The organism is Aurantiacibacter atlanticus, assembly GCF_001077815.2.
Taxonomy (GTDB): domain Bacteria; phylum Pseudomonadota; class Alphaproteobacteria; order Sphingomonadales; family Sphingomonadaceae; genus Alteraurantiacibacter; species Alteraurantiacibacter atlanticus.
Genome location: NZ_CP011310.1, coordinates 160921 through 187604, shown reverse-complemented (window position 1 = coordinate 187604; position 26684 = coordinate 160921). Strand labels below are relative to the sequence as shown.

Here is a 26684-nt window from a genome sequence, read left to right as displayed (position 1 = left end):
GCCTACCACGCAAAGCCCGCTTCCACGGCGCGCTTCTCTGCCGGAGTGCTTGTGCGGCCAAGCAATGTGTTGCGATGCGGGAACCGGCCAAATCGCGCGATCATGCGGTAATGGCTGCGCGCAAAGGCAAGATTCGCGCCGCCATTGATATGGCGGAAAGCCGCTAGCGAGCGGCGCTGGTCTGCGATATCTTCACTATGCATCAATGGCATGGCGAGGAATTGCACCTGTTGGCGCGCCAGCCTTGCGTCAAATCCTCGGCCCAGTGCAATGCGGGCGATGTCTCTGGCAAGCGAATCATAAGCGAATGCCGCAGGCGTACCACGATGGATATTGCGCGGCACCTGATCGAACAGCAGGACTGCGGCAAGCGCGGTGGACGGATCGCTGGCAAAGCTTTCAGGCGGCATGACAAAAAGCGCCTCCAGCTCTGGCCGGAAGCGCCTTTCAAGTTCAGTATCCAGTGCATCGGAGCCGCCCCACCACGCACCTGGGTCCAGCTTGTGGAACCACACATGCAGCAGTTCTGCGGCCCAGCGCCTAGGCGCGAGACTCATAGGTGCATCAGCCTTCTTCAGCCCTGCGATAGGGCACGAATTCATTCAGGAACAATATGCCCGAAAACATACCCGAGCTGCGGTCCACTGTTTCGCGAACATCGTGACGGCACAACTGGCTGCCATGGCGGCGAATTATCGGGATATCCCATGGACCAAGATCGCGCGGATTATCCGTCCGTGCCACCCACAGCGTATCACCGCGTTCATAGGCGATTCCGACATTCTCAATAACCCGCAGGCGGTTGGAGCGGAATGCCCTGATGCATGATTGTGGTTCACCCGCGACGCGGCCTTCAACCAGCTCGGCAAACGCTTCGTCTGAACGCTCCTGGCGGTCGTGCGCACTTGCAGGCGCGGTCAGTGCCAGTGCAGCAGCGGCAGCTGTCATGGTTAGCAGATGTTTCATCAAAATTCTCCTCGTCAGCCTTATCGCACAAATGCGCTGAACCTGCGCTGACGAAGTGAATCAGGTACGTTGACGGGCGTCAGGCAGCCGCATCTGGCACATTGCCATCGTCTGCCGGACCACCAGCAAGGATGAAGCGCCTGTCGCAATATCCGCAATCGACAAAGCCCTTTTCGTCGATCTCCATCCATACGCGTGGATGACCAAGGCTCACCGGTTTGTAGTTTTCGCCGCCGCGAATATCGCCAGCACCATCGCACCAGACGCGGGAGGTATCGACGATGGTCGTTTCAGGGGCACTCGTGCCGAGTGCGTTTGTTACAGCTGCATTATCCATGGTCTGCGCTCCTATCGCTTTACGTGAAGCTGGAAAAGCCCCTAAGAGCCGCGATATGACCGAAGCAGCCATCGAAATCCGCAATCTGGCCAAGGAATATGCCGGAAGTGGCGATTCTCCGCCAAAAAGGGCACTTAAGGGCGTGAGCTTTGATGTGCCGGAAGGGCAGGTATTCGGATTGCTCGGCCCCAATGGCGCGGGCAAATCCACGCTCATCAACATCATGGCGGGGCTGGTCGGCAAGACCAGTGGCACGGTGAAGATCTGGGGCCATGATATCGACACCGATCACCGCAATGCGAAACTTTCCATCGGTATCGTGCCGCAGGAGATCGTGTTCGATCCATTCTTTACCCCGTTCGAGGTGCTGGAAAACCAGGGCGGCATGTATGGCGTGGCCAAGGCGCTGCGCAGAAGCGAGGAATTGCTCAAGGCCGTGCGGTTGGAAGACAAGCGCGATGCCTATGCCCGCACGCTGTCAGGCGGGATGAAGCGGAGACTGCTCATCGCCAAGGCCATGGTCCATTCACCGCCGATTCTCGTGCTCGACGAACCGACTGCGGGTGTGGACGTGGAATTGCGGCGACAGCTGTGGGATCTGGTGGGCGAACTCAATGCGCAAGGCGTGACGATTGTGCTCACCACACACTATCTCGAGGAAGCGGAGCAATTGTGTGAGCGAATCGCGATCATCAATAATGGCGAACTGATTGCCAACCGTACGACTCGTGAACTGGTAGACATGGCGCGGGAGAAGATTGTACGCGTTGTCGTGGACAAGGACCTTGCCGGACCAATCATGGAAGAAGCCTTCGTCAAGGCCGAAGTGATGGGGGAACGCGTGCTGGAAGTGACTTATGATCGTGATGCCACAAGCGCGGGGCAGGTTCTCTCATTGATCCAGCAACACGGCTACGCCATCGAGGATGTGACCACGAGAGAAGCGGATCTGGAAGATGTCTTCGTGCAACTGACTGCGCCTTCATCAAACGCTGACTGACGGGGACAAGGCTTGGCGACATCCACTCAAGAGCATGACGTCCTCATCATCGGTTCCGGCGCTGCGGGGCTGACTGCCGCGTTGACGCTGGCGGAAGAACGCAAGGTGCTGGTGCTTGCCAAGGGCACATTGAAAAGTGGCTCCACTGCATGGGCGCAGGGCGGGATCGCGGCGGTGCTCGATACTGGTGATACCTTTGCCGATCATATCCGCGATACAATGGTGGCGGGCGCGGGCCTGAACGATATCGAGACAGTCAAATTCGTCATCGAACGCGCTCCTGCCGCAATCGATCGCCTGTGCGAATTGGGCGTGCCCTTCAATCGTGAGAGCGGCGATCTCCATCTCACCCGCGAAGGTGGCCATTCACATCGCCGCATCGTGCATGTGAACGATGCAACCGGCTGGGCGGTGCAGGCTGCATTGCTGAAAGCGGCGGAGGAAAATCCCAACATCACCCTGCTGCCCGACCGCACATGTATCGACATCATCATCGGGCGGCATGAGGAGAAATATTCAGGCAGCGGGCGGGTATGGGGTGTATATGCGCTCGACACCGCGACGGGCAAGGTCGAAGCCTATAAAGCCAGGGCCACGATCATGGCGGCTGGCGGCGCTGGCCGCGTCTACCAGTTCTCCACCGCACCGCGCGGCGCCACGGGGGACGGGATCGCAATGGCATGGCGGGCCGGCGCGCGCGTTTCCAATATGGAAATGATGCAGTTCCACCCGACCTGCCTGTATAATCTGGAGGTCAAGAATTTCCTCGTCACAGAGGCAGTGCGCGGCGAGGGCGGACGGCTCTATCATCCCGAAACGGGCCACCGCTTCATGGCGGATTATGATGCAGAACGTATGGAGCTGGCCCCGCGCGACGTGGTGGCGCGCGCGATTGACGACCAGATCAAGCGGTTTGGGCTGGATTACGTGCATCTCGATATAAGCCATAAACCATCCGAATTCGTGCGGGAGCATTTTCCCACGATCCACGAAAAGCTGCTGGGTCTGGGCATCGACATGACGGCAGGGCCAATCCCCGTCGTGCCCGCGCAGCATTATACCTGCGGCGGCGTGGTGATCGACCTTAATGGACGCACCGATCTGCCAAGCCTTTATGCCGCGGGAGAATGCACTGAAAGCGGGTTGCATGGCGCCAATCGGCTGGCCTCCAACTCCCTGCTTGAATGCTTTGTCTTTGGCGAGGCGGCGGCGCGCGATATCATGGAGCGCTGGGACACTTTCGAAGCGCCGCCTGCAATCCGCGAATGGGATGAAAGCCGCGTGACCGATTCTGATGAAGAGGTTGTCATCAAACAGAACTGGACCGAGATCCGGCGCACGATGTGGAACTATGTCGGCATTGTACGCACGACCAAGCGGCTGCAGCGGGCCGCCAACCGCAATGAATTGCTGAGCAGCGAGATCGAGGATTATTACGGCAATTTCCGCGTGACCACCGATCTTATCGAACTGCGCAACCTCCACCAATGCGCGGATCTGATCGTGCAAAGCGCGCTAAGGCGTCACGAAAGCCGGGGCCTGCATTATACGCTAGATTATCCCGAAACAGGCGAGGTTGCGGTGGATACGGTGCTGGTGCCTTGATCCAGCACTGCTGATTTCAGGAGTAATGAACGCTCAATCCCCCATCATCAGGAGGAAGATGAAGGCGAGGAAGGTTCCGGCCAGGAACAGCATCCAGCTCCAGTAAAAGCTGAAATCCATCATCAGCTCGGGATAGTATACATCCACCTTCGTGATGTTGAGCATCCCGCCCGTCGCGCCGCCCGATCCCATGAACAGGGCCACAATAAGGGCGAGGAACGCCCCGAAGGGTACGGCCTTGAAAAAAGAGATCATGTTGGCCCATCCTGCAATGTCGTCGGAATGCTGCCCTGTTTATAGCACAAGCACGTTTCGTCTACCTTGGTCGCGCCGAACTCCACAATCTGTAGTATTGTTACAACGAACGATTCTCTTGATTCAGAATCGCGCAATTGCACAGATTTTTTTCCGCAGATTGCTTTTGCCCCTTGCGCGGCCCGCGAGCCTTGGAAAGTCCACGCGTCGCGGCGTGTTGTGTGGGTCATACACCAATAAGAATAGGTCAAGATCACTAGTAAATTACCCTTAACCCCCTTGCATGCGAACCTAAGCCGATTCACAAGGGGTTGTGGTCGTAATGCCGGGGACACCCACAAGACCTAGATTTTCGCCTTGAAGGTGCAGCTTTGCACGAAGGGGCACGATTCTCTGGTTAGGGGCGCTCCGGTAGAGGCGGGGGACAAGTTTTTGCATCACTTTGGGTGAGAAAAGTGGCGTGAACGGCTAGACAGGGATGACAGCCCCACGAGTCGAACACATGTAGAACATAGTGGGGTGATGGGCGCGAACGCCCGATGTCCCCCGAAAGAACAGGAACGGGGCAGATGGAATTTCGAAACGGAGACGATACGGCGATGGGTCTGGACGAAAATATCACGGGTGATGCCCCCACCGATGCCGGCCCAGATGCGGGCGCAGACACTGGCGTCGATACCACAAAAACTGCCGCAAAAAAGGCCAGGCCGATTGCAACGGCAGCTAGGAAAGCGATTGAAATGGATACCGCAGACAAGGGCAGCGATGCGCTGACAGAGGCGACGGCGACCGCCATGGCCGAAGTGGCCAAGGCCGTTGCACAGGATGAAGTGTCTGAAGAAAGGCCACGTGAAGACAGCAAGCGCGTGAACGCACGCCGCTTTACCGTGAAGACCGATCCGTCGCGCGACGCCAATCTTACAGAATTCGGTAAGGAAACGCTGACTGATCGTTATCTGCTTCCGGGTGAAGATTATCAGGAATTGTTTGCCCGCGTCGCCGATGCCTATGCCGATGATGCCGAACATGCGCAGCGCCTGTATGATTACATCTCGCGACTGTGGTTCATGCCGGCAACGCCTGTGCTGTCGAATGGTGGGACCGGGCGCGGACTGCCGATTTCATGCTATCTCAATTCGGTGTCCGACAGCCTTGATGGTATCGTCAACACGTGGAACGAGAACGTCTGGCTCGCTTCGAAGGGCGGCGGCATTGGCACCTATTGGGGCAATGTGCGCGGTATCGGAGAGCCGGTGGGCCTGAACGGCAAGACAAGCGGCATCATCCCTTTCGTGCGGGTGATGGACAGTTTGACGCTGGCGATTTCGCAAGGCTCGCTGCGGCGCGGATCGGCCGCCTGCTATATCGATGTGCACCACCCTGAAATCGAGGAATTCCTCGAAATCCGTAAACCTTCGGGCGATTTCAACCGCAAGGCGCTCAATCTGCATCATGGCGTGCTGCTGACCGATGAATTCATGGAAGCAGTGCGCTCCGGTGAAACCTTCGATCTGCTCAGCCCTAAGGACGGCAGCGTGCGCAAGACGGTGGATGCGCGCAGCCTGTTCCAGAAGCTGGTCGAAACGCGGCTGGCCACAGGTGAACCCTATATCGTGTTCTCCGACACGGTGAACCGCATGATGCCCAAGCATCACCGCGATCTGGGCCTGAAGGTTTCCACGTCCAATCTGTGCAGCGAAATCACCCTGCCAACAGGTGTCGATCACCTTGGCAATGATCGCACAGCGGTATGCTGCCTGTCCTCGCTCAATCTTGAAAAATGGGAAGAATGGGAAGGCGACAAGCAGTTCATCGAGGACGTGATGCGTTTCCTCGACAACGTCCTGCAGGATTATATCGATCGTGCTCCTGCCGAAATGGCGCGCGCCAAATATTCGGCCATGCGCGAACGCAGCGTTGGCATGGGCGTGATGGGCTTCCACTCTTTCCTCCAGTCCAAGGGCATCGGCTTTGAAAGCCCGATGGCCAAGGTCTGGAACTTGAAGATGTTCAAGCACATCAACGCCAAGGCGAATGAGGCGAGCATGATGCTGGCCAAGGAACGCGGCCCCTGCCCCGATGCAGAGGATATGGGCGCAATGGAACGTTTCAGCTGCAAGATGGCAATCGCGCCGACCGCGTCGATTTCCATCATCTGCGGTGGCACCAGCGCCTGTATCGAACCGATACCGGCCAATATCTACACACATAAGACGCTGTCTGGCAGCTTCATCGTGAAGAACCCTTATCTGGAAAAGATTCTCGATAAAAAGAGCAAGAATTCCAACAATGTGTGGAACTCCATTCTGGAAAAGGACGGCAGCGTCCAGCATCTCGATTTCCTCTCGGTAGAGGAAAAGGCCGCGTTCAAGACCAGCTTCGAAATAGACCAGCGCTGGCTGCTCGAATTTGCCGCTGACCGTTCACCCTTCATCGATCAGGCGCAATCGCTGAACCTGTTCATCCCTGCCGATGTCGATAAGTGGGATCTGGCAATGCTGCATTTCCAGGCATGGGAAAAGGGCATCAAATCGCTCTACTATCTGCGCTCCAAAAGCGTGCAGCGCGCTGGCTTTGCCGGCGGCGTGGAAGCGGACAACACCGCCGATCCCGCCAAATATGAGCTGCCGACAACGGATTATGATGAATGTCTGGCGTGTCAGTAAACGCGAAACGTTTTTGACTGCTTGTCGCAAGATCACTGGGGCCGCCGTATTTTGTGCGGCGGCCCTGCTGCTTTCGGGCTGCGCCAGTCAGATCGATGCGGGCATTTCGCAACAGGCGTCCGCGCCCGGTTTCTGGTGGGGACTGTGGCACGGTTTCATATTCCCATGGGCATGGATAGGCTCGCTCTTCAGCGATGACATCGCAGTGTATGGGGTCCCAACAGTGGTGGCTGGTACGATTTCGGGTTCTTTCTGGGGGTGACGGTGCTGGGCGGGGGAAGTGTCTTCGGATCAAGGAAGCGTCGGCGCGGCTAGGTGGGATTGGGGCGTTTTACTGCTCCTAAACCACTTCGCATTATCGCATGGGGCCATGCAGACGCGGCAGACCCCCCGAAAAGTCCTGACGGTGCCGGGCAAATATTACACCGGTTTCGGCCAGCCGGTGCATGTGCATTTGTGTGATCTGTCGGTCAGCGGATGCAGGTTCGCAAGTGGCAATGACAAGCTGCCGCGCGGTTTCAAATTGCAGGTCATCATTGCCGGTCGCGGGCCTTACTCGGCCACGGTGAAATGGTGCGATGATGGCCAGTGCGGCGTGACCTTCGTCACCCCGTTGACACCGGAAGCCTTCGGCCAGTTCCAGAACACTCATAATGTCGATTTTTCGGAGCATGGCACGCCAGCGGAATTCAAGCCCATGTCCGAACACAATACTCAACGGTTCTGCTAGGGCGGCGAGCTTTTCCGGGTGGCTTCGCGGGCTAATCCCACAAGGGCAGCCGCGCGATGTCAGCAGCGCCCAGCGCGATGCCGAAACGCACTTCCAGCAATTCACGATATTCCGCCGCATCTGCAATGTCGCGCCGCGCCGGTGCCTCTTCCATACGCCAGCTTGTGAACTGCCTGTCGACCATGCTGGCAAAGCCATCGGGCAGGCAGAGGCTGGCGACCGTCACCTTGGTAAAGCGCGATTGCGGGTGGGTGGCGGACCAATGGCACCCCATTGCCAGATCGGACGGCAGGACGGGCGCCAAATCGAAAGCATATTGCGGCTCCCACGCAGCGCCCCCTGCGCCGCGCCCGTCGGTCGAACCCGCAGGCCCCTTGCGCTCCAGCAGAAATGATCCGGCAAGCGCGCCGGCATCGTCCATGCGGGTGAGGCGGTGGTGGGCGCCATCGCCGCTTTGGGCCAGCGCGCCATCGATCAGCGGCATGGGCGGTGCATAGCTTCCGCCAAAACCCGCATCGGCAATCCAGGGGCCATCCGCCAGCTCTGCCAGCAGCAGGCAATGGGTGCGCGCAGGGATGGTTGCCGGATTACCCAGCAGCACGCGGGCCAACAGCAGGCGGCAATCGAACCCTGCCTCTCCCAGCATGTCCGCAAGCAATTGGTTATGTTCAAAGCAAAAGCCCCCGCGCTGCGCCGTGACCAGCTTGGCAAAGGCCGATGCGCTATCGCATTGCACCGCATCACCCAGCCTGACCGAGAGGTTTTCAAACGCAATGGTCTGCCGGTGCGCTGCCTGCATCGCTGCCAGCCCGCAGCCATCCACACTGGGCGCACCCGCCAATCCGATTCGCGCCAGATAGGCAGCCAATGTCGGTGAAATTCCTGCTACATTGCTCATAAATAAGCCCCATGCCTCAAGCACAAGGCCAAGCAAAGCGGCACGAGGTAAGGCTTCCCTAACCATTTATCGGTTACCGCGAGGGAATGAAGAGCAGGGCACACAAGCGCTTTCCGACGCATCACGGCTATGGCGAGGTCAAGGTATCGCGCTATTTCGTTCTGTATGTCTCGCAGGCCTTGTGGCTGATGCTCGGCGTGTTCCTGTATTCGGGCGCTTATTGGCCTTCCACCTGCCAGCCAGAAACGCTGGTTGAGATCTATGTCTGTTCGCCGCGTCTGCCGCTGGATGGCGGCGGCTGGCGTGAGGCATCGCTGCTGACGTGGCTGTGGGCGACGCCGATTCTTGTTGCGCTGGAAATTTCGCGCCGCTTCAACGCGGACGAACGCTGAGCGCCGCCGCGCAATCTGCTTCCTGACATTGGCGAACTTTGCGGCCTGCCCCGTCACGGCCGGAAGCAATGCCGCTTTATCCCCCGACGAAAACCCCGCTTTGCTATCGAATCACCGGCGAAATTCCCTATATAGGACGTTCGCCTACAAAGCCGGAGATACCAGATGTCGTTGCTCGAACCTCGTAACACCTACAAGCCCTTTGAATATCCCTGGGCCTATGAGTTTTGGAAACGGCAGCAGCAGGTGCACTGGATGCCCGAGGAAGTGCCCTTGGGAGAGGACTGCCGCGACTGGGCGCAGAACCTCACCGATCATGAACGCAATCTGCTCACCCAGATTTTCCGCTTCTTCACCCAGGCCGATATCGAGGTGCAGGATTGCTACCACGAAAAATACGGCTCCGTGTTCAAGCCGGTCGAGGTGAAGATGATGCTCGCCGCCTTTTCCAATATGGAAACGGTGCACATCGCTGCCTATTCGCACCTGCTCGACACCATCGGTATGCCTGAAAGCGAATATGGCATGTTCCTCGAATATGAGGAGATGAAGGACAAGCACGATTATCTGCAGGAATTCGGTATCGATACCGATCAGGACATTGCCCGCACGCTGGCGATGTTCGGCGGCTTTACCGAAGGGCTGCAATTATTCGCCAGCTTTGCCATGCTGATGAACTTCCCGCGCTTCAACAAGATGAAGGGCATGGGGCAGATCGTCAGCTGGTCGGTGCGCGATGAAAGCCTGCATTGCGAAGGCATCACCCGCCTGTTCCACGCCTTTTGTGCAGAGCGCGATTGCCTGACCAAATCGGTCAAGGAAGACATTATGGACATGTGCCAGAAAACGGTGCGGCTGGAAGATGCCTTCATCGATCTGGCGTTCGAACAAGGCCCCGTGCCCGGCATGACGGCCAAGGAAATCAAGAAATACATCCGTTACATCGCGGACTGGCGCCTCAGCCAGCTTGGCCTGCCGAGCATCTACATGGTCGAAGACCACCCGCTCCCCTGGCTCGCCCCGCTATTGAACGGTGTGGAGCACGCCAACTTCTTCGAAACCCGCGCCACCGAATATTCCAAGGCCGCGACCAAGGGCAATTGGAACGACGTGTGGGGCAATTTCGACAAGCGCCGCAAGGCCAGCGCCGCGAATGAGGAAGTGGTCGTGGACGAAGGTCCGGACATGTTCGGGGACAGCACTACGCAAGCTGCGGAGTAGGGTTGGGTTATGAATTCCGGAGACTTAGTTCAACTAAAGTCAGGAGGTCCAGTCATGACCGTTTCTTGGCTAGAAGGCAAAGATGTTCGTTGCACTTGGTTTGACGAGAAAAACGAACTCCAACAAGCAATGTTTGTGTTGCCACAGCTGGTAGTCATTGATGATCCCGATTGACCGACGGGTTTTTGTCATCGTTGCGACCCTGTTTGTAGCTTGGGCACTGTTCGTAACGTTGAGTGGGGCGGGATGGAATCCCGCCGGCCTAGATTGGAATTTCTCAAATCCTGGAGCGTTCGGGGACGCTTTTGGCCCGCTAAGCGCTGCGATGGCTTCGTTAGCAGCTCTTAGCGCAATCGCTACCTTTCGCAGCCAACGGAGTGAATTCGAACGAGTGCGCGCTCGAGAAGATAATGCCGACAAGCTCGCGGCTGAAGTCACTTTCGAGAGAACCTTCTTTCAACTTCTCGATCATCATCGTCAGAACGTAGCGTCAGTAGACTTAGACGGCTCAGGTCCACAACGAACCGGCCAAGACGCGTTTCGTGCAATGGTTTACTTCCTCCGGCATCGCGGCGCGGCGGGAATGATGAGATCGTGGGAAAAGACCTACGAAAAATATCAGAATGATCTCGGGCACTATTTCCGATTTTTATACCATCTGGTCCGCTATGTTGACAGGTCAGCAACCGACGAAAAGCATTTCTATATTCAAATCCTCCGCGCGACACTTTCTGAGTCCGAACTCATTCTGATTGCGGTGAATTGTTGTTATGGCGAGGGGCGTGATAAATTCAAAAAGCTGGTAGAAGATCATGCGCTTTTGCATAATTTATCTGAGAAAGCTCAGCGGGAATTTGACCTTGGGAAGATGATGGGAAGCGGTGCATTTGGAGCTTAAGACCTCGGGATCACCACGTGGAAAGTGGTGCAATTTGCCCAAATATTTTCAGCTCGACGACCCGATGCCTCACTGTCATCCATTGCAACAAGTTACGATCCAAAATAGCGTCGCTTGCGCAGGTTACACGGCGGACCAAGCGCTTTACTTCCTGTAAATCAAAACCGACTTACATCCCGATCTTCGGTTTGACGGGAGCAGCGCGCCTTGGCGATTTTCGAACTGGTGACTGCCGAGTGGCTCACCTATTACTTGATCGGGATCAGCTTCGTCAGCTTCGCCGCCTTCGGGACGGATAAGTGGTACGCCGAGACTGGCCAATCTCGTATCAGCGAAGCTACTCTACTGGGGTGGGCGCTGCTTGGCGGCACGTTGGGGGCCTACGCGGGTCGGCAGATTTTCCGCCACAAGACACGCAAACAACCTTTCAGCAGCGACCTTCATTTCATCGCTGCTGCGCAGTTGGTGCTGCTCGTTTTCTTGGCCGTCTATCTCGCGGAATGGCCGGACTAAGTCCCTCTCAATCACACCAACCCGGCCCCGCCGCGCGGTAGCGCACGGCCAGTCCCTGCCAGATCAGCCGTTCTGCAATCGGCTCGCCTTCGCGTGTGACGCGGCGGAGCAGGCGGTCGTAGATATCGCGATTGGGTTCAAAGCCGTCGCGGCTTAGGGTGAAGGGGCCTTCGTTGAGGATATCGCGCAAGGCATAGGTGGCGCGCTCGCCCAGTTCCTCTTCGCGCGGGCATCCCGGTGAGGAAACCTCGGGCGCGTCGATGCCGAGCACGCGGATCTTCTCGCCGCGATACCAGATCGTGTCGCCATCGATCACGCAAGTATAGCGGATTGCGCCCTTGCATATCTGGAACCACGCGGCCTCTGCGTCAGTAGCCGTTGGCTCGGGTGTCCACGGCAGGATATTCCAATGCGCCGCCGCCCCGCCGCGATAGGAATCCGCGCCCACGATCAACATTATTGCAATCAGGATAGCCAGCCGCCAGCGGCCAATGGCGCGAAGCGCCCGCTTCCAGAATGTGCCGCCCCCGCGCGGTGGCGGCTTGGGCGCGCGGGCCTTGCGCTTCAATTCGCGCATCCATTTCGGGTCGCGGCGAAATTTCAGAATGTTCGACACACGGCCAAGTGTTGCCAGAATTGGCTAAAGCGCAAGCGGCAAATGCCGCCTGCCTTGGCTCAGAACAGCCAAGTCTCCGGCCTTTGCATCGGTTGCTGGCCGCCTGCCTTCACTATCGACAAAATGGCGCGCAGGCAGAACCAGATCATGCCGACAATGGCCAATATCATTCCGATGATCATGGTGAGGAAGACTTCAGGTTCCGCCTCTCCTGCTCCGCTAAACTGCCCTGTTGTTGCCATCGATATAAACATCAAGAGCCACACCGCGCCAATCACGGCCATTATCGCCAGTCCGATCCAGAAGGTGCGGATGAGATAGGTGTAATGGGTGCGCTCCCAGTCTTGCGTCCCCTCCTCGCCGCGCCAGACATAGGCGAGGATGAGGCCGACAAAGACGGAAAACCCAAGGAAGATGTTGAGCAGATAGAGCAAGCCCACGATCAGCGGTTTTTGTAACGTGATGCCGGTGCCGGGGCCGGTGCCGTAGGGGGTGCCGGCTCCGGTGTCGGCTTCGGGCGATTGCCTGTGCGGATCGGATTGCGTCTGGTTCATCACCGCCAGCCTAGCACTTTCCTACACAGGTGCCAGCGCCCACCAAGGTTGGGTGCAATTGATGGATGCGCTGCGCCTGTGAAACTGCGTTTTATGTGCAAAGGTGTCACCCTGCGTCATGGCGTGAAAACCCGCAGAATTGCGCGGGTTCTGGCCCTATCGGGCAGGGTGACACTGTGTAACCTTTGTCACCCTGATCGCGGCAGGGCCGTGCTCTACCAGCCCCAGGCAGGCGGCGGGACGGCGATATTGCGGCTTGCATCAAATTCCACGCGAAACAGGCGGGTGGGATCGTTGCGGCGGGTGAGTTGATAGGCAAAGCGGGCGGCGCGCTGGTCTGCCGGGTCCACCTCCACGCGCCAGATATTGGTGAGCGATGCGTCCAGTCCCTCACGCTCGAACAGGGCGATGGAAAAGGCATCGACGGGGAAATCCTGCACGCGGGCAGTGCCGGATGACAGCGTATCGCCGCCATATTGGGTGACGGCGTCCTGCGTGCCATCAGAATGGCGGTGATCGTGTTTGAGGCGCAGGCCATCGGAGGTGCGGGTGACGATCCAGGTGCGGCTGCGGTTCCATCCCTCCGCCTCGCCAGCGTCCTCCACATGGAAGGCGATGGCAATGCGGGTGGGCGAACATTGCGCCCAGTGGGCCACCATGCGCTTGCCCGCCCAATCGGCATCCCGCTCATCCGAACTGGCAAGGCCGCCCGCATAGGCATTCCCGCAATGGCTTGCCAGATTGTCCCAATATGCCTCCTGCGATGGCGGCAGGGCGGGAATGGATGGCGTACTGGCACAGGCGGCAAGAGCCAGCGTGGCGAAGGCGGCGGCAAGGCGGGCGGGTGATAGGGTGATGGTCATAATCATGCTCATGGCAGGGCTATAGCAGGGATCAATCGTCCAGCGGATAGGGTGCAATCGGCCGGAGCAGATCGAACGCCTCATCCAGCGGCGCATGGTCAAGCGCTGGCCAGTCGAGCGGTTGATCGGGGATGTGTGTATCGGGCAGGCGATCGAGCAGGTCATGGATCAGCGTAAGGCGGCCGTGCTTCTGATCGTTGTAGTCAACCACGGTCCATGGCGCGTGATCTGTATGCGTGGCGGCAAACATGGCCTCCCTCGCGGCGCTGTAATCGGCAAACTTCGTGCGCGCCTTTATGTCGATGGGCGAAAGCTTCCAGCGTTTGAGCGGGTCCTCCAGCCGTTCGGCAAAGCGTTCCTCCTGATGGGCCTGATCTGCGCTTAACCAGTATTTGAAAAGCCTGATGCCATCATCGACCAGCAATCTTTCGAAGACCGGCACTTCGCGCAGGAATTTGTCAACCTCCGTATCGCTGGCAAAGCCCATCACTTTTTCGACGCCAGCGCGGTTATACCAGCTGCGATCGAACAGCACGATCTCTCCTGCGGCGGGGAGGTGCGGCACATAGCGTTGGAAATACCATTGCGTGCGCTCCACATCGCTGGGCTTGGGCAGCGCGACTATGCGACACTGGCGCGGGTTCACCCTGTCGGCAATGGCCTTGATCGTGCCGCCCTTGCCCGCCGTATCGCGCCCTTCGAGCAGCACGCAAATGCGCTCGCCGGTGGCTTTTGCCCAGCGGGCCATAGCAACCAGTTCATGCTCAAGCGCCTCGAGCCTGTCTTCATAAAGCTTCTTTTTCATGGCACGCAGTCTTGCCGCAAGCAGGGCGCGAAGGCCAGAAACAACCAGCGGCTGGAGTGGGGCCTACTGTGCCAAAATGCGCGGGCTACTGCGGCGATCACCCATACGGCGATCCACGCCATCGCGAGGCATATCGGACTTGCGGCGATCCGTCTTGCGGCGCCCTTTGGTAGTATCTGAATTGGCCGGTTCGTTCATGAACAACCTCCTGTCACTCCAATTGGCCGGGAAAGCCAAGTGAAGAGCGAATTCTGCTATGCCACACTGTCGCCTGCCTTTATTGATTTCTCGTTAAGTCGCGGAACACAATTGTTCTGCCCGTCCCCGGTAATTGGATAGCGCAAATTGCTGGCCCTTGGCAGACTTGCACACTATTGCGCGCTCCCATGACCAATACTGTCAATCCACAGCCCAGCGACGCAACCATGCTGACCAAGGCCGAGACACTGATCGAGGCGCTGCCCTATTTCCAGCGCTATGCAGGCCGCAGCTTCGTGGTGAAATACGGTGGCCATGCAATGGGCGATCCGGCTGCGGCGGAAGATTTCGCCGAAGATATCGTCTTGCTGAAGGCTGTCGGTATCAATCCGGTCGTCGTGCATGGCGGCGGCCCGCAGATCGGCGCCATGCTGAAGAAACTGGGTGTCGAAAGCACATTTGTCGACGGTCTGCGCGTGACCGACAAGGCCACCGCCGAGATTGCCGAAATGGTTTTATCCGGCTCTATCAACAAGGAATTGGTTGGCTGGGTCAATCAGGCCGGAGGCAAGGCGCTTGGCCTGTCGGGCAAGGATGGCAAGATGGTGCGTGCCGAAAAGGTCAAGCGGACGGCAAAGGATCCGGGCAGCCAGATCGAACAGGCGGTGGATCTCGGCTTTGTCGGAGAGCCGGTGGCAGTCGATACCAGTGTCCTCAAGACCGTGAGCGATGCGGGCATGATTCCGATCATCGCTCCCATCGCATCAGACGGGGCGGGGCACACTTACAACATCAATGCCGACACCATGGCAGGTGCGATTGCCGCAGCGTTGGGTGCGGCGCGACTGTTCCTGCTGACCGATGTTGCCGGCGTGCTCGACAAGCAGGGCAATCTGCTGACCGACCTGCAACCCGCCGACATTGCCGAACTGCGGGAAAACGGCACGATCAGCGGTGGGATGATACCCAAGCTGCAAACCTGTGTGGATGCGGTAGAGGCGGGCTGCGAAGCCGCCGTGGTGCTGGATGGGCGTGTGCCCCATGCCATGCTGCTGGAGTTCTTCACCAGTCGCGGTGCAGGCACTCTCGTCAGCGCCTGCCAGTCAGGGAGCTAGCTCCGCCACCCTGATGCAGTGCGACCTAAATATCATGACAAACATCAACTCCAAATACTACGGCTTGAGACTGGGCGTCAGCGCGCCTAGATTGCCTCTGGGTCAAATCTATCGGCAGGCTTGCCGCCACGCCTGACAATACAGACGGGAAAAACGCGTGATCGCCATTATCCAGATTCTCAGCATGGTCGTGAATGCGATCATCTTCCTGGTCATTATCCAGTTCGTTATCGGGCTGCTGTTCGCCTTCAACGTGATCAGCCCCAGCAACCAGTTCCTGACGCAGGTCTACCGCTCGATCCAGTCACTGCTCGATCCGCTGCTGCAGCCAATCCGCCGGTTGTTGCCTGCAACAGGCGCGATAGACTTTTCGCCGCTGGTGCTGATCCTGCTGCTTAATGCAGTCATCATCATTCTTGGCAATATCGCCTGATACTCCATTTACAGCGTCCGTTTGGGCGCATAGGAATTTCATGACGGCGCGCAATCTTGTCTTCGCAATCGCACTGGCCGCGCTCTTGTCAGCTTGCACTTCCTCCCAGGCGCAGCAGCGAAAGCGGCAGGGGCGTGAGGCTGCCTCCGTCCTGGATCGGCTCGATACGATTGGTGATCCGGGCCGCGTTGTCGCTGCCGATATCGCTTTTGCGCGCAAGGCCCGCGATGAAGGCCAGTGGACCGCCTCGCGCGAATATGCCGCTACGGGCGCCTTGCTGCATGGCCGTGATGGAACGATCCCTGCCGCCTCTTTTCTTGCAGAACTGGCAGACCCGGCGGAGGCCGTCGCCTGGTCGCCCACCGCCGTCTGGTCGAGCTGCGATGGCACATTGGCGGTCAGTTTCGGGCGGTTCCAGGACCCAGAAGGACTTCTGGGCAGTTATGTCACCGCGTGGGATCTGCAGAGCGACCGCGGCTATAAATGGTCATATGAAATGGCCGCGCCCGATAATCCGCAGCCAGCGCCGCGCACCGCGCCGGATATTCCCGAGGACGCAATCATCGTTCCCGGCATGACTGCGATCGACGGGCGCGTGGCCGATTGCGCGCGCGGTGGCCCCATCGCCCTGCCGCCTGAGGCAGAACTGGCCGACAATGTAAAAAGTCGCACGCGCCAGTCCGATGACTGGACATTGCAATACAGGTGGGAACATCACGCAGATGGAACCCGTCGTGTCGTCGTGGATTGGCTGCGCAATGGTGTCTGGGAACAGGCACTGGATTTCACCGTTCCGCCAGACCCCGCATCTGCGCCATCGCCACAAGGTCAGTAACAAGCCGTGCTCCAACTGTTCCTTTCCGCCTTTATCACGCTGTTCGTGGTGATCGATCCGCCGGGTTGCGCGCCAATTTATGCCGGGCTGACAAAGGGTGCGACGCCTGCGCAGGCCCGCAATATGGCGATGCGGGCTTGCGTGATCGCGGCAATCATACTGCTTGTATTCGCCCTCTTCGGGCAGGATCTGCTGGGCGCGCTGCATATTGAGCTTGACAGTTTCCGCATTGCAGGCGGCCTGATGCTGTTCTGGATTGCCTGGGAAATGGTTTTTGAAAAGCGCACCCAGCGGCGTGAGGAACGCGCCGAAAAGGTTGCCGCCACACCAGAGGTCGAGGATGTCTCGGTCTTCCCCATGGCGATGCCGATGCTGGCAGGTCCAGGCGCGATTGCCGCCATCATGCTGTTGCAGAATGAGGCAGAAGGGCTGGACGAAACGCTGGTCGTCCTAGGCGCGCTTGGCGCTGTGCTGCTTCTCACCATGGTTGCGCTGATGGCGGCGGGTCCGCTGATCCGCATGCTTGGTGCGCGGGTAGAAGCGGTGATTACGCGATTGCTTGGCGTGCTGCTCGCCGCGCTGGCCGCACAATATGTGATTGACGGATTGCGCGGCAGTTTCAACGTCTGAATGCGCTACTGAAGCGTGACGTGACCTTCATCGGGATCGCCCTTGGCGAAAAACTCCAGCAAGGACACTAGCAGATCGCACCTTTCGCGCAGGTTAGGCGCTTCGAGCAGGCCCTGCTTGGCGGCGGCATCGAATGGCGCAATTTGCGATACCCCGTTGATAAGCGTGACATCATCCAGTTGCGCGACCGAATCCCAGTCAATCGCATAGCCCTGTGCATCGGCAAATTTGCGCGCCTCATGCTCAAAGCTGGCGCGTTCACCCAATGAGAGATACTCCTCGGCAGGCTCTTCGATCAATTCTGCCTCGACCTGCCTAAACGGCGTATTGACGCTGAGTTCGCGCAGGATACGGAAACGCGCCTCGCCTTCCAGGACGATGTTATACAACCCGTCCTCACTGGTTTGCACATCGGTAATCTTGCCCACACAACCAATCCCGTAAAGCGGGGCATCATCCTCCGGTTCGGTCGGCTGGATCATCGCAATTCTGCGGTCACGAGCCAGCGAATCGCCAACCATCGCGCGATATCGCGGCTCGAATATATGGAGCGGCAATTGCAGCCCGGGAAACAGGATCGCACCTGTCAGCGGAAAGATGGAAAGACGCGTTCCGCTCATCCGAACAACAGCAATGAAAGCTTGCGGCGCTGGGCTGAAACCCACGGATCTTCCAGTCCTACTGCTTCGAAGATCTGGAGCAGTTTAGCCTTTACTTCATCCGCTTCACCGTCTTCGCCTTCACCCGATGCCTTGATCGCGCGTAGCAGCACATCGGCTGCTTCGTCACGTTCACCAGCCGCAAAGGCCGCTTCGGCAAATGCCAGTTGAGCTGCATTATCAGCCGGACGTTCGGCTGCCGCGGCGCGCAATGCCTGCAATTCGCTGTCATCGACCTTGGTTCCGGCCAGTTCAATCGCAGTCTGCGCCTGCTGCACCAGCGGATCGCCCTGCACATCCTCTGGCAGATTGTCGAAAGCGGCGCGCGCTTCCTCGGTGCGTCCGGCAGCGATCAGCGCGCGGATCAGGCCAGATTGTACTTCGGGCTTCTGCGCCAGGGGAGGTGGGGCGCCTTGGGAGATTTGCGAATAAAGCTCAATCGCCTTGTCATGCTCTTCTGCAGCGAGCAGTTCTTCGCCCATGGCGATCATCTCGGCAAGCTGGGCTTCCATCTGTGCCATTTCGTCTTCCGCACCGCCAGCACCCGGCTGCACCGGCAATTGCTTCAGCAGCTCGTCGAGAGCGGATTTCAGCTGCGATTCCGTGCGCGCGGAGGTCAAATCGGCGACAGGCTGGCCCTTGAATATGGCATAGACCGTGGGGATGGACTGGACCTGAAACTGGGCCGCGATGAACTTTTCCTCATCCACATCGATCTTGGCCAGAAGCACGCCCTTGTCGGAATATTCGGCGACCACTTTTTCCAGCATCGGCGCCAGCGCCTTGCACGGACCGCACCATTCGGCCCAGAAATCGACGATCACCAGCTTGGTCTGGCTGGGTTCCACCACCTGCTTGCGAAAACGGTCGACCGCTTTTTGTTCGTCAATATTGAGGCCCATGCTTGCCAAGGTGATGCTCCTGTAAAAGTTACGTGCGGATAAGGGCCCAATGTGGCGTCAGTGTGCAGTTTGTGAAGGGGTTATCGGATAGTGGCGGCCTAATGTTTCAAAGGGGAGCCAAAACAGCACGATTATCTCTTGCGGGGGTGGCAAGCTGGTGCTAACCGCGCCGCTCCCCATCCGGAAGGACCTTTCGGATGAGCGTCAGTGAGCGGGCGTAGCTCAGGGGTAGAGCACAACCTTGCCAAGGTTGGGGTCGGGCGTTCGAATCGCCTCGCCCGCTCCATTGTCTTCCATCTCGTCGAAAAGCAGCATTGCCCTTTGGGGCGGCAGGGGACCATTATTGCCCCGCGGCTGGATCAGCTTTCGTAATTCTTCAATTCGTCACCCTGCACCGAAACCACGTGGACGAGGTTGGTGGCGCCGGACTGGCCGAATGGCACGCCTGCCATCACCGCAAGTCGGCTGCCCGATCCACCAAAACCGTGGCGCAGCGCCATGCGTTTACCCTTGGCGATCATCTCCTCAAAACTGCCGATGTCGCGGGTGATGACGGGATGTGTGCCCCATAGCAGCGCCACGCGCCTTCCGACTTCATCGCTGGGGGTGAGCACCATGACAGGAACAGCCGGCCGTTCGCGTGCGACGCGGCGGGCAGAACTGCCTGATGATGTGAAGACGGTAATCGCATTGATCTTCACCGTATCGGCAATCGTCATGCAGGCATGTGCCAGCGCATCGGCAGTGGTTGCGTCAGGCGGGGTGTCCAGCATGCGCACGCGGGGCAGGTAGGATTCGTCCTGTTCCACCTGTTTTGCGATATTGGCCATCATTAAGACGGCTTCTTCGGGCCAGTCACCAGCTGCGGTTTCTGCGCTGAGCATTACTGCGTCGGCACCGTCATAGACGGCGTTGGCAACATCGGACACCTCTGCGCGGGTTGGCGCAGGGCTTTCAATCATGGATTCGAGCATCTGCGTAGCCACGATAACTGGCTTGCCGGTCAGGCGGGTGGCATTGACAATTTTCTTCTGCAGCGGTGGCACTTCTTCGGGATTAAGCTCTACGCCCAGATCGCCGCGCGCGACCATGATACCGTCTGCCAGATCAATGATCTCGTGCAGGCGATGGATTGCCTGCGGCTTTTCGATCTTGGCACAAAGCGCGCCGCGCGGTTTTCCGTCCGCGCCGATCATCAGCTTGCGCGCCTCGGCAAGGTCATCGGGGCGCTGGACAAATGACAGGCCGATCCAATCGGCACCCTGCTCCATCGCAAAAGCGAGGTCGCGGCGATCCTTGTCGGTGAGCGCGGGAATGGGAATTTCGGTATCGGGGACATTCACCCCCTTGCGATCCGATATCACGCCGCCAACTTCCGCCTTGCAGACAATGGCATCGGCGCTGATCGACTTTACCCGCAGGCGGATTTTCCCGTCATTGACCAGCAGGCGTTGACCTTCCTCGATGACATTGAAAATCTCTGCATGCGGCAGTTCTACGCGGGCCGCATTACCTGGTTCAGTTGAGCGATCAAAGGTGAAGCTGGCACCATGCGCGATAGTGGCACGGCCATCGGCAAATTTGCCAACACGAAGCTTGGGGCCCTGAAGATCGGCCAGAATTGCGATGGGCCGCCTGAATTCGCGTTCCAGCGCGCGGATGTTTGCGATTGTCTGTGCGTGGACCTCGTGTTCACCATGGCTCATATTCACGCGGAAAGCATCGGCACCAGCAAGGAACAAATTGCGGAGCACATCTGGATTGGCGGTGGCTGGCCCGGTTGTGGCAAGGATCTTGACCTTGCGACCGCGAGGATCGAGTCTCGGATTTTGCTGCTGTTCCATGCATTGTGCCTATGCCATTGGCATGCGACAAGACAAGCATCCTCTAACCATGTTCAAGGACACATTGGTATGCGTGAGCAACCTGATCCAATCGACACCTTGCCCGATGATGTGGCGGCCGCGGCATTCCGGCGGCTGGTACGCCATCTGCGCCATCGCCATGATGCACAAAACATAGAGCTGATGGGGCTTGCCGGTTTTTGCCGCAATTGCCTGTCCGACTGGATAATCGACGCGGGGTTTGATGGTGACAAGGCAGCTGCACGGGAGTTGATCCACGGCATGCCGATGGATGAATGGAAGGCGACACACCAGAGCGAGGCGACGCGCGAACAGATTGAGGCGATGGCCGCCAGTCTGCATAAGAACGCAGCCGATCTTCGCTAGGGCAAACTTGCTGACGGCGAAACCTAAGTTCCAGCGGTTGAGCGTCAGCTACGCAGCGGATCTTTTCAACGACCATCAGAATGCGCTCTTCTGACCCTCATGGCGCAAGTAACGGGCAATGCGGCTGGGATGTGGCGTGATGCCCGCGGAGTAAAATCGCGTGGAGAAGACATGCAGCGCCTTCACCGCGCCAGAATGCCCCGCTAACGACGGGCCAACTGATTCTCGCATTTATGGAGTTATACCATGGCCGAAGCCACCGACGACCGCCTGCGCCTGCTGATCGAGCGCATTGAACGCCTCGAAGAGGAAAAGAAGGGCATCGCCGATGATATTCGCGACGTCTATCTAGAGGCGAAGGCAGTAGGATATGATGCCAAGATCATGCGCCAGATTGTGCGCCTGCGGAAGATGGAGCCCAATGATCGCAGCGAGCAGGAAATGATTCTCGATACCTATAAGGCCGCGCTCGGCATGGGTTGAGGCGCCCGCTGCGCCGCAGGGGTGATGGCCAGTAATTGCGGAAGTGAAGCCCGGTCCGGGCGATCGGGTCCGTGCTGGAAAATCTGCCGGACACCCTTAGCTGCGCGATTATCGAGCTCGGTGATCGCATGCCCGCTTGCCCGGGCACGAAGGCGCAGCACATCTTCGAAAACGCTAGCGTTTAGCGCATGCCGCCTGTGGGGATGTTGACGTCGTCCCATCCCGGCGGAATCGTCTTTCCTCCGGGTTGCTACCCAGCGCAATGCTGCGATAAGGGCTAATCCCACAATAAATCTCGAGACTAGCGAAACCCATGGCAGGCCATTCCAAATTTAAGAATATCATGCACCGCAAGGGTGCGCAGGACAAAAAGCGGTCCAACCTCTTTTCCAAGCTTTCCCGCGAAATCACGGTGGCGGCGAAGATGGGCACGCCCGATCCGGACATGAACCCACGCCTGCGCCTCGCGGTCAATACCGCCAAGGCGCAGTCCATGCCCAAGGACAATATCCAGCGCGCCATCGACAAGGCGACCGCAGGGGATGACGAGAATTACGAAGAGGTCCGCTATGAAGGCTATGGTCCCGGCGGCAGCGCGATCATCGTGGAAACGCTGACAGACAATCGCAACCGCACCGCCACCGCCGTGCGCACGGCATTTTCCAAACATGGCGGCAATCTGGGCACCGAAGGCAGCGTTGTTCACGGGTTTGAGCGGCTGGGCTTCATCCTTTATCCTGCCACCGCAGGCAGTGAGGACAAGGTGCTCGAAGCGGCAATGGAGGCGGGTGCGGAAGACATCGCGTCGTCGGAAGACGGCCATGAAATCTGGACCGCAGCAGACGATCTTCATCAGGTTGCAGCCGACCTTGAAAAGGTTTTAGGAGAGGCTGAAACCGTGAAGCTGGCCTGGAAGCCCAACCTCACCGTCGACATGGACGAAAAGAACGCTTCGACTCTGCTCAAGCTGATGGACGTGCTCGATGATGACGACGATGTGCAGACAGTGTGGGGCAATTACGATATCTCTGATGAGGTGATGGAGAAGGTCTCCGACTGATGTGGCAGATTATCGCCAAGGCAGCACTGGCCGGGGCGATGATCGCGGCAATTGCGGAAATCGGGAAACGTCTGCCGGCAATGGCGGCGCTGGTAGCCAGCCTGCCACTAGTGTCGGTTCTGGGAATGCTCTTCTTGTGGCGCGCACGCCCCGACACAGAAAACATGGCACGCCATAGCGAGGCCACATTCTGGTTTGTCCTGCCCAGTCTGCCGATGTTCCTCGCGATCCCGATGATGTTGCGCGCCGGGATGCCCTTCTGGCTGTCACTGACCCTCGGCTGCGCGCTGACTGTGGGGCTATATCTGCTGATGGTGCAATTTGGTCCGCGCATCGGCATCCGGCTGTAGCGCGATGGCGCGTCCTGTCTTTCCATGCTGATCATCGGCCTCGATCCTTCGCTCAGCTGCACCGGCTGGGGTGTCATCCGTATCGAAGGCAGCCGTATTTCGCACATCGCCAACGGGCAGGTGAAAACCGCCGCCAAAGCGCCGATCGCGCAGCGGCTCGATCATCTTCATGCAGCAATCGCAGCCGTGATCGGAACGCATGCGCCAGATCGCGCAGCGGCAGAAGAAATCTTCGCCAACAAGAATGCGCAAAGCACGATCAAGCTGGCACAGGCGCGCGGCGCGGTGCTGGCCGCGTGCGGCGCCGCAGGGCTGGAGGTGCGCGAACACGCGGCGCGGCTGGTCAAGAAGGCGGTTGTAGGCACCGGCGCGGCGGACAAAACGCAGGTACAGGCTATGCTCAAGATTCTGCTGCCGGGCGCGCAGATTGCCGGGGCCGACGCGGCAGATGCGCTGGCAGTTGCCATAGCTGACGCGCATCTGGGATAGGTGGAGGCAATGTACCTTGTCGTCTTCCGCAATCGCAAACGCACCGGCATTGATGCCGCAGCCTATGATCGACAGGCAGCACGCATGGAAGAACTGGCCAGCCAACAGCGGGGCTACCTCTCTTTCAAGAGCTACGAGGCCGCTGATGGCGAGGTGGTGGCAATTTCCGAATGGCGGGATGAGGCATCGGCGCGAAGCTGGGGCCGGCAAGCCGAACACCTTGTTATGCAAGCGCGCGGCCAGAGAGAATGGTATGCCGATTACACGCTCTATGCCTGCGACAATCCGCACACCAGAAGGTTCGTCGCGCGCGATCAGAACTGAATTTATTGTCGCAAATGAGAGAGATGGTGTGGCTGGATATCCATGGCATTGCCAATTGTGAGCAAGTTGCCGGGGTTGCAAACAAAGGTGAAGGCGAAGGACTGCTCTTGGGCAAGTATAAGGCTGGCTTTCACGGATTTTAGGTGAAGAAGGTCTCGACATACCGAAATGTCTGCCAGTTTCTATACTAAGGGGCAGCGATAATATCGATGATTCTAGCGTTTTCGCGGATTGCCAATGAGATGGGGGCGATCCGAAGAAAAACTAAACATTAACCATTCTTCATTACGTGTTATGATGATGAGCAGCCAACGATCCTACAGACATCGTGCATTCGCATTCCCTCTGCTTGGCGCGGCCTATGTTGCTATCGCATTGGTGCCGCCACCAGCTGGAAGCCTGGAAAACTTCCCGTTCTTCAACTGGACCTTGTTCAGCCAGACGAGCGATGAGAAGAGTGACGTGATCGCACTTGTCCACGCCATTAATGGTGAAGAACTTTCCGAGCCTGTCAGCTTCTACGATTTGCCAGAGGAGTTTGCCGCAGCAAGAGCGCGCGACGCTCTATTCATGAAGCTGATGGACCAGTTCGCCTTGGCAATCGACCGTGGAGATGAAGCAAAGATTCGGGCGTTTCGTGGTCTTGTCGAAGAACACTTCATGCGTGACGCCGCGCATGTCGATTATGAAGTCGCACTCGTCAGGTATCATCCATTCGAGCGTTACAGGCAGGGCAAGCTTCGGTCGGTCGAGGTCTTCGCCAGATACACTAAGGGATGACAATGCCTCCCAACTACATGCGCACGCTTCGCGGCCTTCTGGGTGGCGGCGACCGTTTCGGTTCGCAGCCGTTTGAAAAGCTCTCCAAAGCTTACCGTCTAGCGCACCAGAATGTGCGTTACTTTTATCTCGCGTCCGCACTCTATGTTTGGCTCATCCTGCCAGACCTACATGATTCCGTACTTTTTGAGCCGCCGCTTGAGCTCGCATGGCCTTTGAAATGGGCTGCCGGGCTGCCAATACTTGCTGTCGTCGATATCATTAGCGTCGCTTGTGCGTCCTTTGCAGCCCTAGCGTTCTGGAAACCCGAGAGCCTCGTTTGGCGCGTAGGCTTTGCTATCACTATTCTTCTGTGCGCGGCCGTCCCCGTCTCGCTCGGCGCTATAAATCACGGCTTTCACGAGTGGATCTGGATCGCATTTATTTTCGTTTTCCTGCCTGCGACAGACGGCGAACATGCCGGGCGCTGGAGCAAACTGTCTTACTGTTTGACCTTCGGCGCAGCGCAGGCGCTGATCCTAATGTTCTATACAATGGCAGGCTTCTGGAAGGCTTTTGCGGGCTTCATGTCGTTGGCGAAAGGAATCCCAGGTAACTTCTCGCCCGATGCTCTTGGGTGGACGCTGGCAGACCGTATGGCCCAGACCAATACCCAACCATTGCTTGGTCCCTTCCTTGTAGAGAATTCTATGCTTGCCTGGCCAATGTTCCTCGGCGTTATCTACGCGCAGCTGGTAGCGATTGCAGTGGCATTCCGCCCCAGCCTCCACCAGGCTTGGGGCTGGTTTCTCATCGTCTTCCATACAGGCACTTTTCTCCTGATGGAGATCGCTTTTCCAACGCACATTGTAATCTTGCTCATCTTGATGATCGCCTCCCCGTTCCAACGTGAGCCTTGGTTCCGCTGGAATACCCTGCTTCATCTACCGCTGCTGGGGAGAATACTCACTTCGCTTCTTGAGCAGCGAGGCACGCACCCAAATCAAGAGGAACTCCATGCGCTATCTGATATATGATGGGGACTGCCCCTTTTGCGCGCGCTATGTCGATTATCTGAATTTGAAAAAGCGCTTTCCAGACATTGAATTGCTGAGTGCCCGCGAGCACCCTGACCATGATGCCGTGCGAATTGTTCGCGTAAGTGGAATGCTGATCGATGATGGAATGGCGATAGTGGATGACGAAGAGATTGTGCATGGTGCCGAAGCGATCTCGATGCTTTCGGGAGGCATGACTCACGGCGTATTCTTCTCGTCGCAAGAACGCGCAAAGCGTAGTTATGGTTTACTTAGAAAAGGGCGTAGTGCGGTCTTGAAGTTGCTTGGACGCCAAAGGCTCGGCTTTTGACCAAAGTTATTTAGAGGATCAGTTGGGACCCATTAACGCGATCTCCGTTAGTCGGTTGTTAGCGAAGCCCTGATTTTCGCGGAGGAAATAGTTCTGCGACCATAGTTTTATGCGATACCGAGCTGAACACGAAACGCATCAAAATCGAAGAGACAAACAATTTAATGGCCAACATCGAAATATACGGCATTCCAAACTGCGATACCGTCAAAAAGGCACGCAAGTGGCTGGATGCGCAGGGCGTGGAATACATTTTTCACGACTACAAGAAGGAAGGCGTTGACGCAGACAATCTGGCGCGTTGGGCGGATCGCTGCGGGTGGGAAGTTCTGCTCAACCGGCGCGGCACGACTTTCCGTAAACTGGACGACGCGCAGAAGGCCGACATTACCCGTGACAGGGCGCTGGCGCTGATGGTGGAATACCCCAGCATGATCAAGCGACCCGTGGCAGAGACGCAGGATGGGGATCGCATTGTGGTTGGCTTTAACGCCAGCGAATGGGAGAACACGATCCTCTGATTAAGTCT

Annotated in this window: 36 protein-coding genes and 1 tRNA gene; 24 read left to right on the top strand and 13 right to left on the bottom strand. The window is 58.0% G+C overall.

The window, feature by feature from the left end; translation table 11 throughout:
- Positions 1-2: 2 nt before the first annotated feature.
- The 3 genes from CP97_RS00965 to CP97_RS00955 all read right to left on the bottom strand — a co-directional run bounded on the left by CP97_RS00965 (position 3) and on the right by CP97_RS00955 (position 1303).
- Positions 3-557, bottom strand: a complete 555-nt coding sequence (locus CP97_RS00965) for a DUF924 family protein (protein WP_048884405.1) — start codon at positions 555-557, stop codon at positions 3-5.
- A 7-nt stretch (positions 558-564) separates the two neighbouring features.
- The gene (locus tag CP97_RS00960; protein WP_048884404.1) at positions 565-966 is read right to left on the bottom strand and encodes a hypothetical protein; all 402 of its coding nucleotides are present in this window, start codon (positions 964-966) and stop codon (positions 565-567) included.
- 79 nt (positions 967-1045) lie between these two features.
- Positions 1046-1303 (bottom strand): zinc-finger domain-containing protein, encoded by a 258-nt coding sequence (locus CP97_RS00955; RefSeq protein WP_048884403.1) that lies wholly within the window; start codon positions 1301-1303, stop codon positions 1046-1048.
- A gap of 55 nt (positions 1304-1358) precedes the next feature.
- Between CP97_RS00955 and CP97_RS00950 the strand changes: the two genes are divergently transcribed.
- Complete coding sequence (locus CP97_RS00950) at positions 1359-2303, top strand: ABC transporter ATP-binding protein (protein WP_048884402.1); 945 nt, start codon at positions 1359-1361, stop codon at positions 2301-2303.
- Between the two features lie 12 nt (positions 2304-2315).
- On the top strand, positions 2316-3908 hold the full coding sequence (gene nadB, locus CP97_RS00945; protein WP_048884401.1) for an L-aspartate oxidase: 1593 nt from the start codon (positions 2316-2318) through the stop codon (positions 3906-3908).
- A 33-nt stretch (positions 3909-3941) separates the two neighbouring features.
- Here nadB and CP97_RS00940 read toward each other — a convergent pair whose 3' ends face one another.
- Positions 3942-4163, bottom strand: coding sequence for a hypothetical protein (locus tag CP97_RS00940; RefSeq protein ID WP_048884400.1), 222 nt, complete (start codon positions 4161-4163; stop codon positions 3942-3944).
- 569 nt (positions 4164-4732) lie between these two features.
- Here CP97_RS00940 and CP97_RS00935 point away from each other — a divergent pair.
- Positions 4733-6829, top strand: coding sequence for a ribonucleoside-diphosphate reductase subunit alpha (locus tag CP97_RS00935; protein ID WP_048884399.1), 2097 nt, complete (start codon positions 4733-4735; stop codon positions 6827-6829).
- Between the two features lie 370 nt (positions 6830-7199).
- Positions 7200-7559 carry a PilZ domain-containing protein gene (locus CP97_RS00925; RefSeq protein WP_048884398.1) on the top strand — a complete coding sequence of 120 codons (360 nt, stop codon included), beginning with the start codon at positions 7200-7202 and terminating at the stop codon, positions 7557-7559.
- A gap of 31 nt (positions 7560-7590) precedes the next feature.
- Here the strand turns inward: CP97_RS00925 and CP97_RS00920 are convergent, their stop codons facing one another.
- A complete protein-coding gene (locus CP97_RS00920; protein ID WP_048884397.1) occupies positions 7591-8457 on the bottom strand; it encodes an arylamine N-acetyltransferase family protein in 867 nt (288 codons plus the stop codon).
- A gap of 86 nt (positions 8458-8543) precedes the next feature.
- On the opposite strand from CP97_RS00920, the gene CP97_RS00915 reads away from it, so the two are divergent.
- From CP97_RS00915 to CP97_RS00900, 5 genes are all read left to right on the top strand, one after another.
- Positions 8544-8849: a hypothetical protein gene (locus CP97_RS00915; protein ID WP_048884396.1), complete on the top strand. Its 306-nt coding sequence runs from the start codon at positions 8544-8546 to the stop codon at positions 8847-8849.
- Between the two features lie 165 nt (positions 8850-9014).
- Positions 9015-10070 (top strand): ribonucleotide-diphosphate reductase subunit beta, encoded by a 1056-nt coding sequence (locus tag CP97_RS00910; protein WP_048884395.1) that lies wholly within the window; start codon positions 9015-9017, stop codon positions 10068-10070.
- Positions 10071-10079: 9 nt separating this feature from the next.
- Positions 10080-10244, top strand: coding sequence for a DUF2158 domain-containing protein (locus CP97_RS15750; protein WP_082863663.1), 165 nt, complete (start codon positions 10080-10082; stop codon positions 10242-10244).
- The gene (locus tag CP97_RS00905; protein WP_048884394.1) at positions 10231-10968 is read left to right on the top strand and encodes a putative phage abortive infection protein; all 738 of its coding nucleotides are present in this window, start codon (positions 10231-10233) and stop codon (positions 10966-10968) included. The genes CP97_RS15750 and CP97_RS00905 overlap by 14 nt, the downstream gene beginning before the upstream one ends.
- Positions 10969-11175: 207 nt before the next feature.
- Positions 11176-11481 carry a DUF1294 domain-containing protein gene (locus CP97_RS00900; protein ID WP_227819634.1) on the top strand — a complete coding sequence of 102 codons (306 nt, stop codon included), beginning with the start codon at positions 11176-11178 and terminating at the stop codon, positions 11479-11481.
- 7 nt (positions 11482-11488) lie between these two features.
- On the opposite strand, the gene CP97_RS00895 is transcribed toward CP97_RS00900, so the two are convergent.
- The 5 genes from CP97_RS00895 to CP97_RS16600 all read right to left on the bottom strand — a co-directional run bounded on the left by CP97_RS00895 (position 11489) and on the right by CP97_RS16600 (position 14517).
- Positions 11489-12049 (bottom strand): thermonuclease family protein, encoded by a 561-nt coding sequence (locus CP97_RS00895; RefSeq protein WP_063612471.1) that lies wholly within the window; start codon positions 12047-12049, stop codon positions 11489-11491.
- A gap of 107 nt (positions 12050-12156) precedes the next feature.
- The gene (locus CP97_RS00890; protein ID WP_053106486.1) at positions 12157-12651 is read right to left on the bottom strand and encodes a DUF4870 family protein; all 495 of its coding nucleotides are present in this window, start codon (positions 12649-12651) and stop codon (positions 12157-12159) included.
- Positions 12652-12866: 215 nt separating this feature from the next.
- Complete coding sequence (locus tag CP97_RS00885; RefSeq protein ID WP_048886586.1) at positions 12867-13514, bottom strand: hypothetical protein; 648 nt, start codon at positions 13512-13514, stop codon at positions 12867-12869.
- Positions 13515-13545: 31 nt separating this feature from the next.
- Complete coding sequence (gene ppk2, locus CP97_RS00880; RefSeq protein ID WP_048884393.1) at positions 13546-14319, bottom strand: polyphosphate kinase 2; 774 nt, start codon at positions 14317-14319, stop codon at positions 13546-13548.
- A 63-nt stretch (positions 14320-14382) separates the two neighbouring features.
- Positions 14383-14517, bottom strand: a complete 135-nt coding sequence (locus tag CP97_RS16600) for a hypothetical protein (RefSeq protein WP_257730332.1) — start codon at positions 14515-14517, stop codon at positions 14383-14385.
- 188 nt (positions 14518-14705) lie between these two features.
- Here CP97_RS16600 and argB point away from each other — a divergent pair, with 188 nt between their 5' ends.
- From argB to CP97_RS00860, 4 genes are all read left to right on the top strand, one after another.
- Positions 14706-15632: an acetylglutamate kinase gene (gene argB / locus CP97_RS00875; protein WP_048884392.1), complete on the top strand. Its 927-nt coding sequence runs from the start codon at positions 14706-14708 to the stop codon at positions 15630-15632.
- Between the two features lie 157 nt (positions 15633-15789).
- Complete coding sequence (locus CP97_RS00870; protein ID WP_236780935.1) at positions 15790-16065, top strand: YggT family protein; 276 nt, start codon at positions 15790-15792, stop codon at positions 16063-16065.
- 40 nt (positions 16066-16105) lie between these two features.
- Positions 16106-16900: a hypothetical protein gene (locus tag CP97_RS00865; RefSeq protein ID WP_048884391.1), complete on the top strand. Its 795-nt coding sequence runs from the start codon at positions 16106-16108 to the stop codon at positions 16898-16900.
- A 6-nt stretch (positions 16901-16906) separates the two neighbouring features.
- Positions 16907-17530: a MarC family protein gene (locus CP97_RS00860; protein WP_048884390.1), complete on the top strand. Its 624-nt coding sequence runs from the start codon at positions 16907-16909 to the stop codon at positions 17528-17530.
- Between the two features lie 5 nt (positions 17531-17535).
- On the opposite strand, the gene CP97_RS00855 is transcribed toward CP97_RS00860, so the two are convergent.
- Positions 17536-18150 carry an LON peptidase substrate-binding domain-containing protein gene (locus CP97_RS00855; RefSeq protein ID WP_048884389.1) on the bottom strand — a complete coding sequence of 205 codons (615 nt, stop codon included), beginning with the start codon at positions 18148-18150 and terminating at the stop codon, positions 17536-17538.
- Complete coding sequence (locus CP97_RS00850) at positions 18147-19091, bottom strand: tetratricopeptide repeat protein (RefSeq protein ID WP_048884388.1); 945 nt, start codon at positions 19089-19091, stop codon at positions 18147-18149. Before CP97_RS00850 ends, CP97_RS00855 begins: the two co-directional genes overlap by 4 nt.
- Before the next feature lie 211 nt (positions 19092-19302).
- Here CP97_RS00850 and CP97_RS00845 point away from each other — a divergent pair.
- Positions 19303-19377: transfer RNA gene (locus CP97_RS00845), tRNA-Gly, on the top strand.
- A 73-nt stretch (positions 19378-19450) separates the two neighbouring features.
- Here CP97_RS00845 and pyk read toward each other — a convergent pair.
- Positions 19451-20935, bottom strand: a complete 1485-nt coding sequence (pyk, locus tag CP97_RS00840) for a pyruvate kinase (RefSeq protein ID WP_048884387.1) — start codon at positions 20933-20935, stop codon at positions 19451-19453.
- 69 nt (positions 20936-21004) lie between these two features.
- Between pyk and CP97_RS00835 the strand changes: the two genes are divergently transcribed.
- From CP97_RS00835 to CP97_RS00790, 10 genes are all read left to right on the top strand, one after another.
- Positions 21005-21322 carry a DUF1244 domain-containing protein gene (locus CP97_RS00835; protein WP_048884386.1) on the top strand — a complete coding sequence of 106 codons (318 nt, stop codon included), beginning with the start codon at positions 21005-21007 and terminating at the stop codon, positions 21320-21322.
- Between the two features lie 246 nt (positions 21323-21568).
- The gene (locus CP97_RS00830; protein ID WP_048884385.1) at positions 21569-21805 is read left to right on the top strand and encodes a DUF2312 domain-containing protein; all 237 of its coding nucleotides are present in this window, start codon (positions 21569-21571) and stop codon (positions 21803-21805) included.
- Between the two features lie 313 nt (positions 21806-22118).
- Positions 22119-22865: a YebC/PmpR family DNA-binding transcriptional regulator gene (locus CP97_RS00825; protein WP_048884384.1), complete on the top strand. Its 747-nt coding sequence runs from the start codon at positions 22119-22121 to the stop codon at positions 22863-22865.
- Entirely contained in the window at positions 22865-23215 is a 351-nt protein-coding gene (locus CP97_RS00820; RefSeq protein ID WP_048884383.1) for a DUF3147 family protein, read from the top strand. Before CP97_RS00825 ends, CP97_RS00820 begins: the two co-directional genes overlap by 1 nt.
- Positions 23216-23239: 24 nt before the next feature.
- A complete protein-coding gene (gene ruvC, locus CP97_RS00815) occupies positions 23240-23704 on the top strand; it encodes a crossover junction endodeoxyribonuclease RuvC (RefSeq protein ID WP_048884382.1) in 465 nt (154 codons plus the stop codon).
- Between the two features lie 9 nt (positions 23705-23713).
- Positions 23714-24028, top strand: coding sequence for an antibiotic biosynthesis monooxygenase family protein (locus tag CP97_RS00810; protein ID WP_048884381.1), 315 nt, complete (start codon positions 23714-23716; stop codon positions 24026-24028).
- Positions 24029-24328: 300 nt separating this feature from the next.
- Positions 24329-24808: a hypothetical protein gene (locus CP97_RS00805; protein WP_161485415.1), complete on the top strand. Its 480-nt coding sequence runs from the start codon at positions 24329-24331 to the stop codon at positions 24806-24808.
- Positions 24809-24810: 2 nt separating this feature from the next.
- Entirely contained in the window at positions 24811-25824 is a 1014-nt protein-coding gene (locus CP97_RS00800; RefSeq protein ID WP_063612322.1) for a hypothetical protein, read from the top strand.
- Positions 25805-26155 (top strand): DCC1-like thiol-disulfide oxidoreductase family protein, encoded by a 351-nt coding sequence (locus tag CP97_RS00795; protein WP_048884378.1) that lies wholly within the window; start codon positions 25805-25807, stop codon positions 26153-26155. The genes CP97_RS00800 and CP97_RS00795 overlap by 20 nt, the downstream gene beginning before the upstream one ends.
- 164 nt (positions 26156-26319) lie before the next feature.
- Positions 26320-26676, top strand: a complete 357-nt coding sequence (locus CP97_RS00790) for an ArsC family reductase (RefSeq protein WP_048884377.1) — start codon at positions 26320-26322, stop codon at positions 26674-26676.
- Positions 26677-26684 lie beyond the last annotated feature (8 nt).

Coding starts and splice junctions, on each gene's coding strand:
- CP97_RS00825 (WP_048884384.1), top strand. CDS start 22,119: ATGGCAGGCCATTCCAAATTTAAGAATATCATGCACCGCAAGGGTGCG.
- CP97_RS00800 (WP_063612322.1), top strand. CDS start 24,811: ATGCCTCCCAACTACATGCGCACGCTTCGCGGCCTTCTGGGTGGCGGC.
- CP97_RS00910 (WP_048884395.1), top strand. CDS start 9,015: ATGTCGTTGCTCGAACCTCGTAACACCTACAAGCCCTTTGAATATCCC.
- CP97_RS00960 (WP_048884404.1), bottom strand. CDS start 966: ATGAAACATCTGCTAACCATGACAGCTGCCGCTGCTGCACTGGCACTG.
- CP97_RS00795 (WP_048884378.1), top strand. CDS start 25,805: ATGCGCTATCTGATATATGATGGGGACTGCCCCTTTTGCGCGCGCTAT.
- CP97_RS00850 (WP_048884388.1), bottom strand. CDS start 19,091: ATGGGCCTCAATATTGACGAACAAAAAGCGGTCGACCGTTTTCGCAAG.
- CP97_RS00905 (WP_048884394.1), top strand. CDS start 10,231: ATGATCCCGATTGACCGACGGGTTTTTGTCATCGTTGCGACCCTGTTT.
- CP97_RS16600 (WP_257730332.1), bottom strand. CDS start 14,517: ATGAACGAACCGGCCAATTCAGATACTACCAAAGGGCGCCGCAAGACG.
- CP97_RS00965 (WP_048884405.1), bottom strand. CDS start 557: ATGAGTCTCGCGCCTAGGCGCTGGGCCGCAGAACTGCTGCATGTGTGG.
- CP97_RS00865 (WP_048884391.1), top strand. CDS start 16,106: ATGACGGCGCGCAATCTTGTCTTCGCAATCGCACTGGCCGCGCTCTTG.
- pyk (WP_048884387.1), bottom strand. CDS start 20,935: ATGGAACAGCAGCAAAATCCGAGACTCGATCCTCGCGGTCGCAAGGTC.
- CP97_RS00830 (WP_048884385.1), top strand. CDS start 21,569: ATGGCCGAAGCCACCGACGACCGCCTGCGCCTGCTGATCGAGCGCATT.
- CP97_RS00915 (WP_048884396.1), top strand. CDS start 8,544: ATGAAGAGCAGGGCACACAAGCGCTTTCCGACGCATCACGGCTATGGC.
- CP97_RS00935 (WP_048884399.1), top strand. CDS start 4,733: ATGGAATTTCGAAACGGAGACGATACGGCGATGGGTCTGGACGAAAAT.
- CP97_RS00835 (WP_048884386.1), top strand. CDS start 21,005: ATGCGTGAGCAACCTGATCCAATCGACACCTTGCCCGATGATGTGGCG.
- CP97_RS00790 (WP_048884377.1), top strand. CDS start 26,320: ATGGCCAACATCGAAATATACGGCATTCCAAACTGCGATACCGTCAAA.
- CP97_RS00920 (WP_048884397.1), bottom strand. CDS start 8,457: ATGAGCAATGTAGCAGGAATTTCACCGACATTGGCTGCCTATCTGGCG.
- CP97_RS15750 (WP_082863663.1), top strand. CDS start 10,080: ATGAATTCCGGAGACTTAGTTCAACTAAAGTCAGGAGGTCCAGTCATG.
- CP97_RS00805 (WP_161485415.1), top strand. CDS start 24,329: ATGAGCAGCCAACGATCCTACAGACATCGTGCATTCGCATTCCCTCTG.
- argB (WP_048884392.1), top strand. CDS start 14,706: ATGACCAATACTGTCAATCCACAGCCCAGCGACGCAACCATGCTGACC.
- CP97_RS00950 (WP_048884402.1), top strand. CDS start 1,359: ATGACCGAAGCAGCCATCGAAATCCGCAATCTGGCCAAGGAATATGCC.
- CP97_RS00810 (WP_048884381.1), top strand. CDS start 23,714: ATGTACCTTGTCGTCTTCCGCAATCGCAAACGCACCGGCATTGATGCC.
- CP97_RS00885 (WP_048886586.1), bottom strand. CDS start 13,514: ATGACCATCACCCTATCACCCGCCCGCCTTGCCGCCGCCTTCGCCACG.
- CP97_RS00890 (WP_053106486.1), bottom strand. CDS start 12,651: ATGAACCAGACGCAATCCGATCCGCACAGGCAATCGCCCGAAGCCGAC.
- CP97_RS00855 (WP_048884389.1), bottom strand. CDS start 18,150: ATGAGCGGAACGCGTCTTTCCATCTTTCCGCTGACAGGTGCGATCCTG.
- CP97_RS00820 (WP_048884383.1), top strand. CDS start 22,865: ATGTGGCAGATTATCGCCAAGGCAGCACTGGCCGGGGCGATGATCGCG.
- CP97_RS00955 (WP_048884403.1), bottom strand. CDS start 1,303: ATGGATAATGCAGCTGTAACAAACGCACTCGGCACGAGTGCCCCTGAA.
- CP97_RS00940 (WP_048884400.1), bottom strand. CDS start 4,163: ATGATCTCTTTTTTCAAGGCCGTACCCTTCGGGGCGTTCCTCGCCCTT.
- ppk2 (WP_048884393.1), bottom strand. CDS start 14,319: ATGAAAAAGAAGCTTTATGAAGACAGGCTCGAGGCGCTTGAGCATGAA.
- ruvC (WP_048884382.1), top strand. CDS start 23,240: ATGCTGATCATCGGCCTCGATCCTTCGCTCAGCTGCACCGGCTGGGGT.
- CP97_RS00925 (WP_048884398.1), top strand. CDS start 7,200: ATGCAGACGCGGCAGACCCCCCGAAAAGTCCTGACGGTGCCGGGCAAA.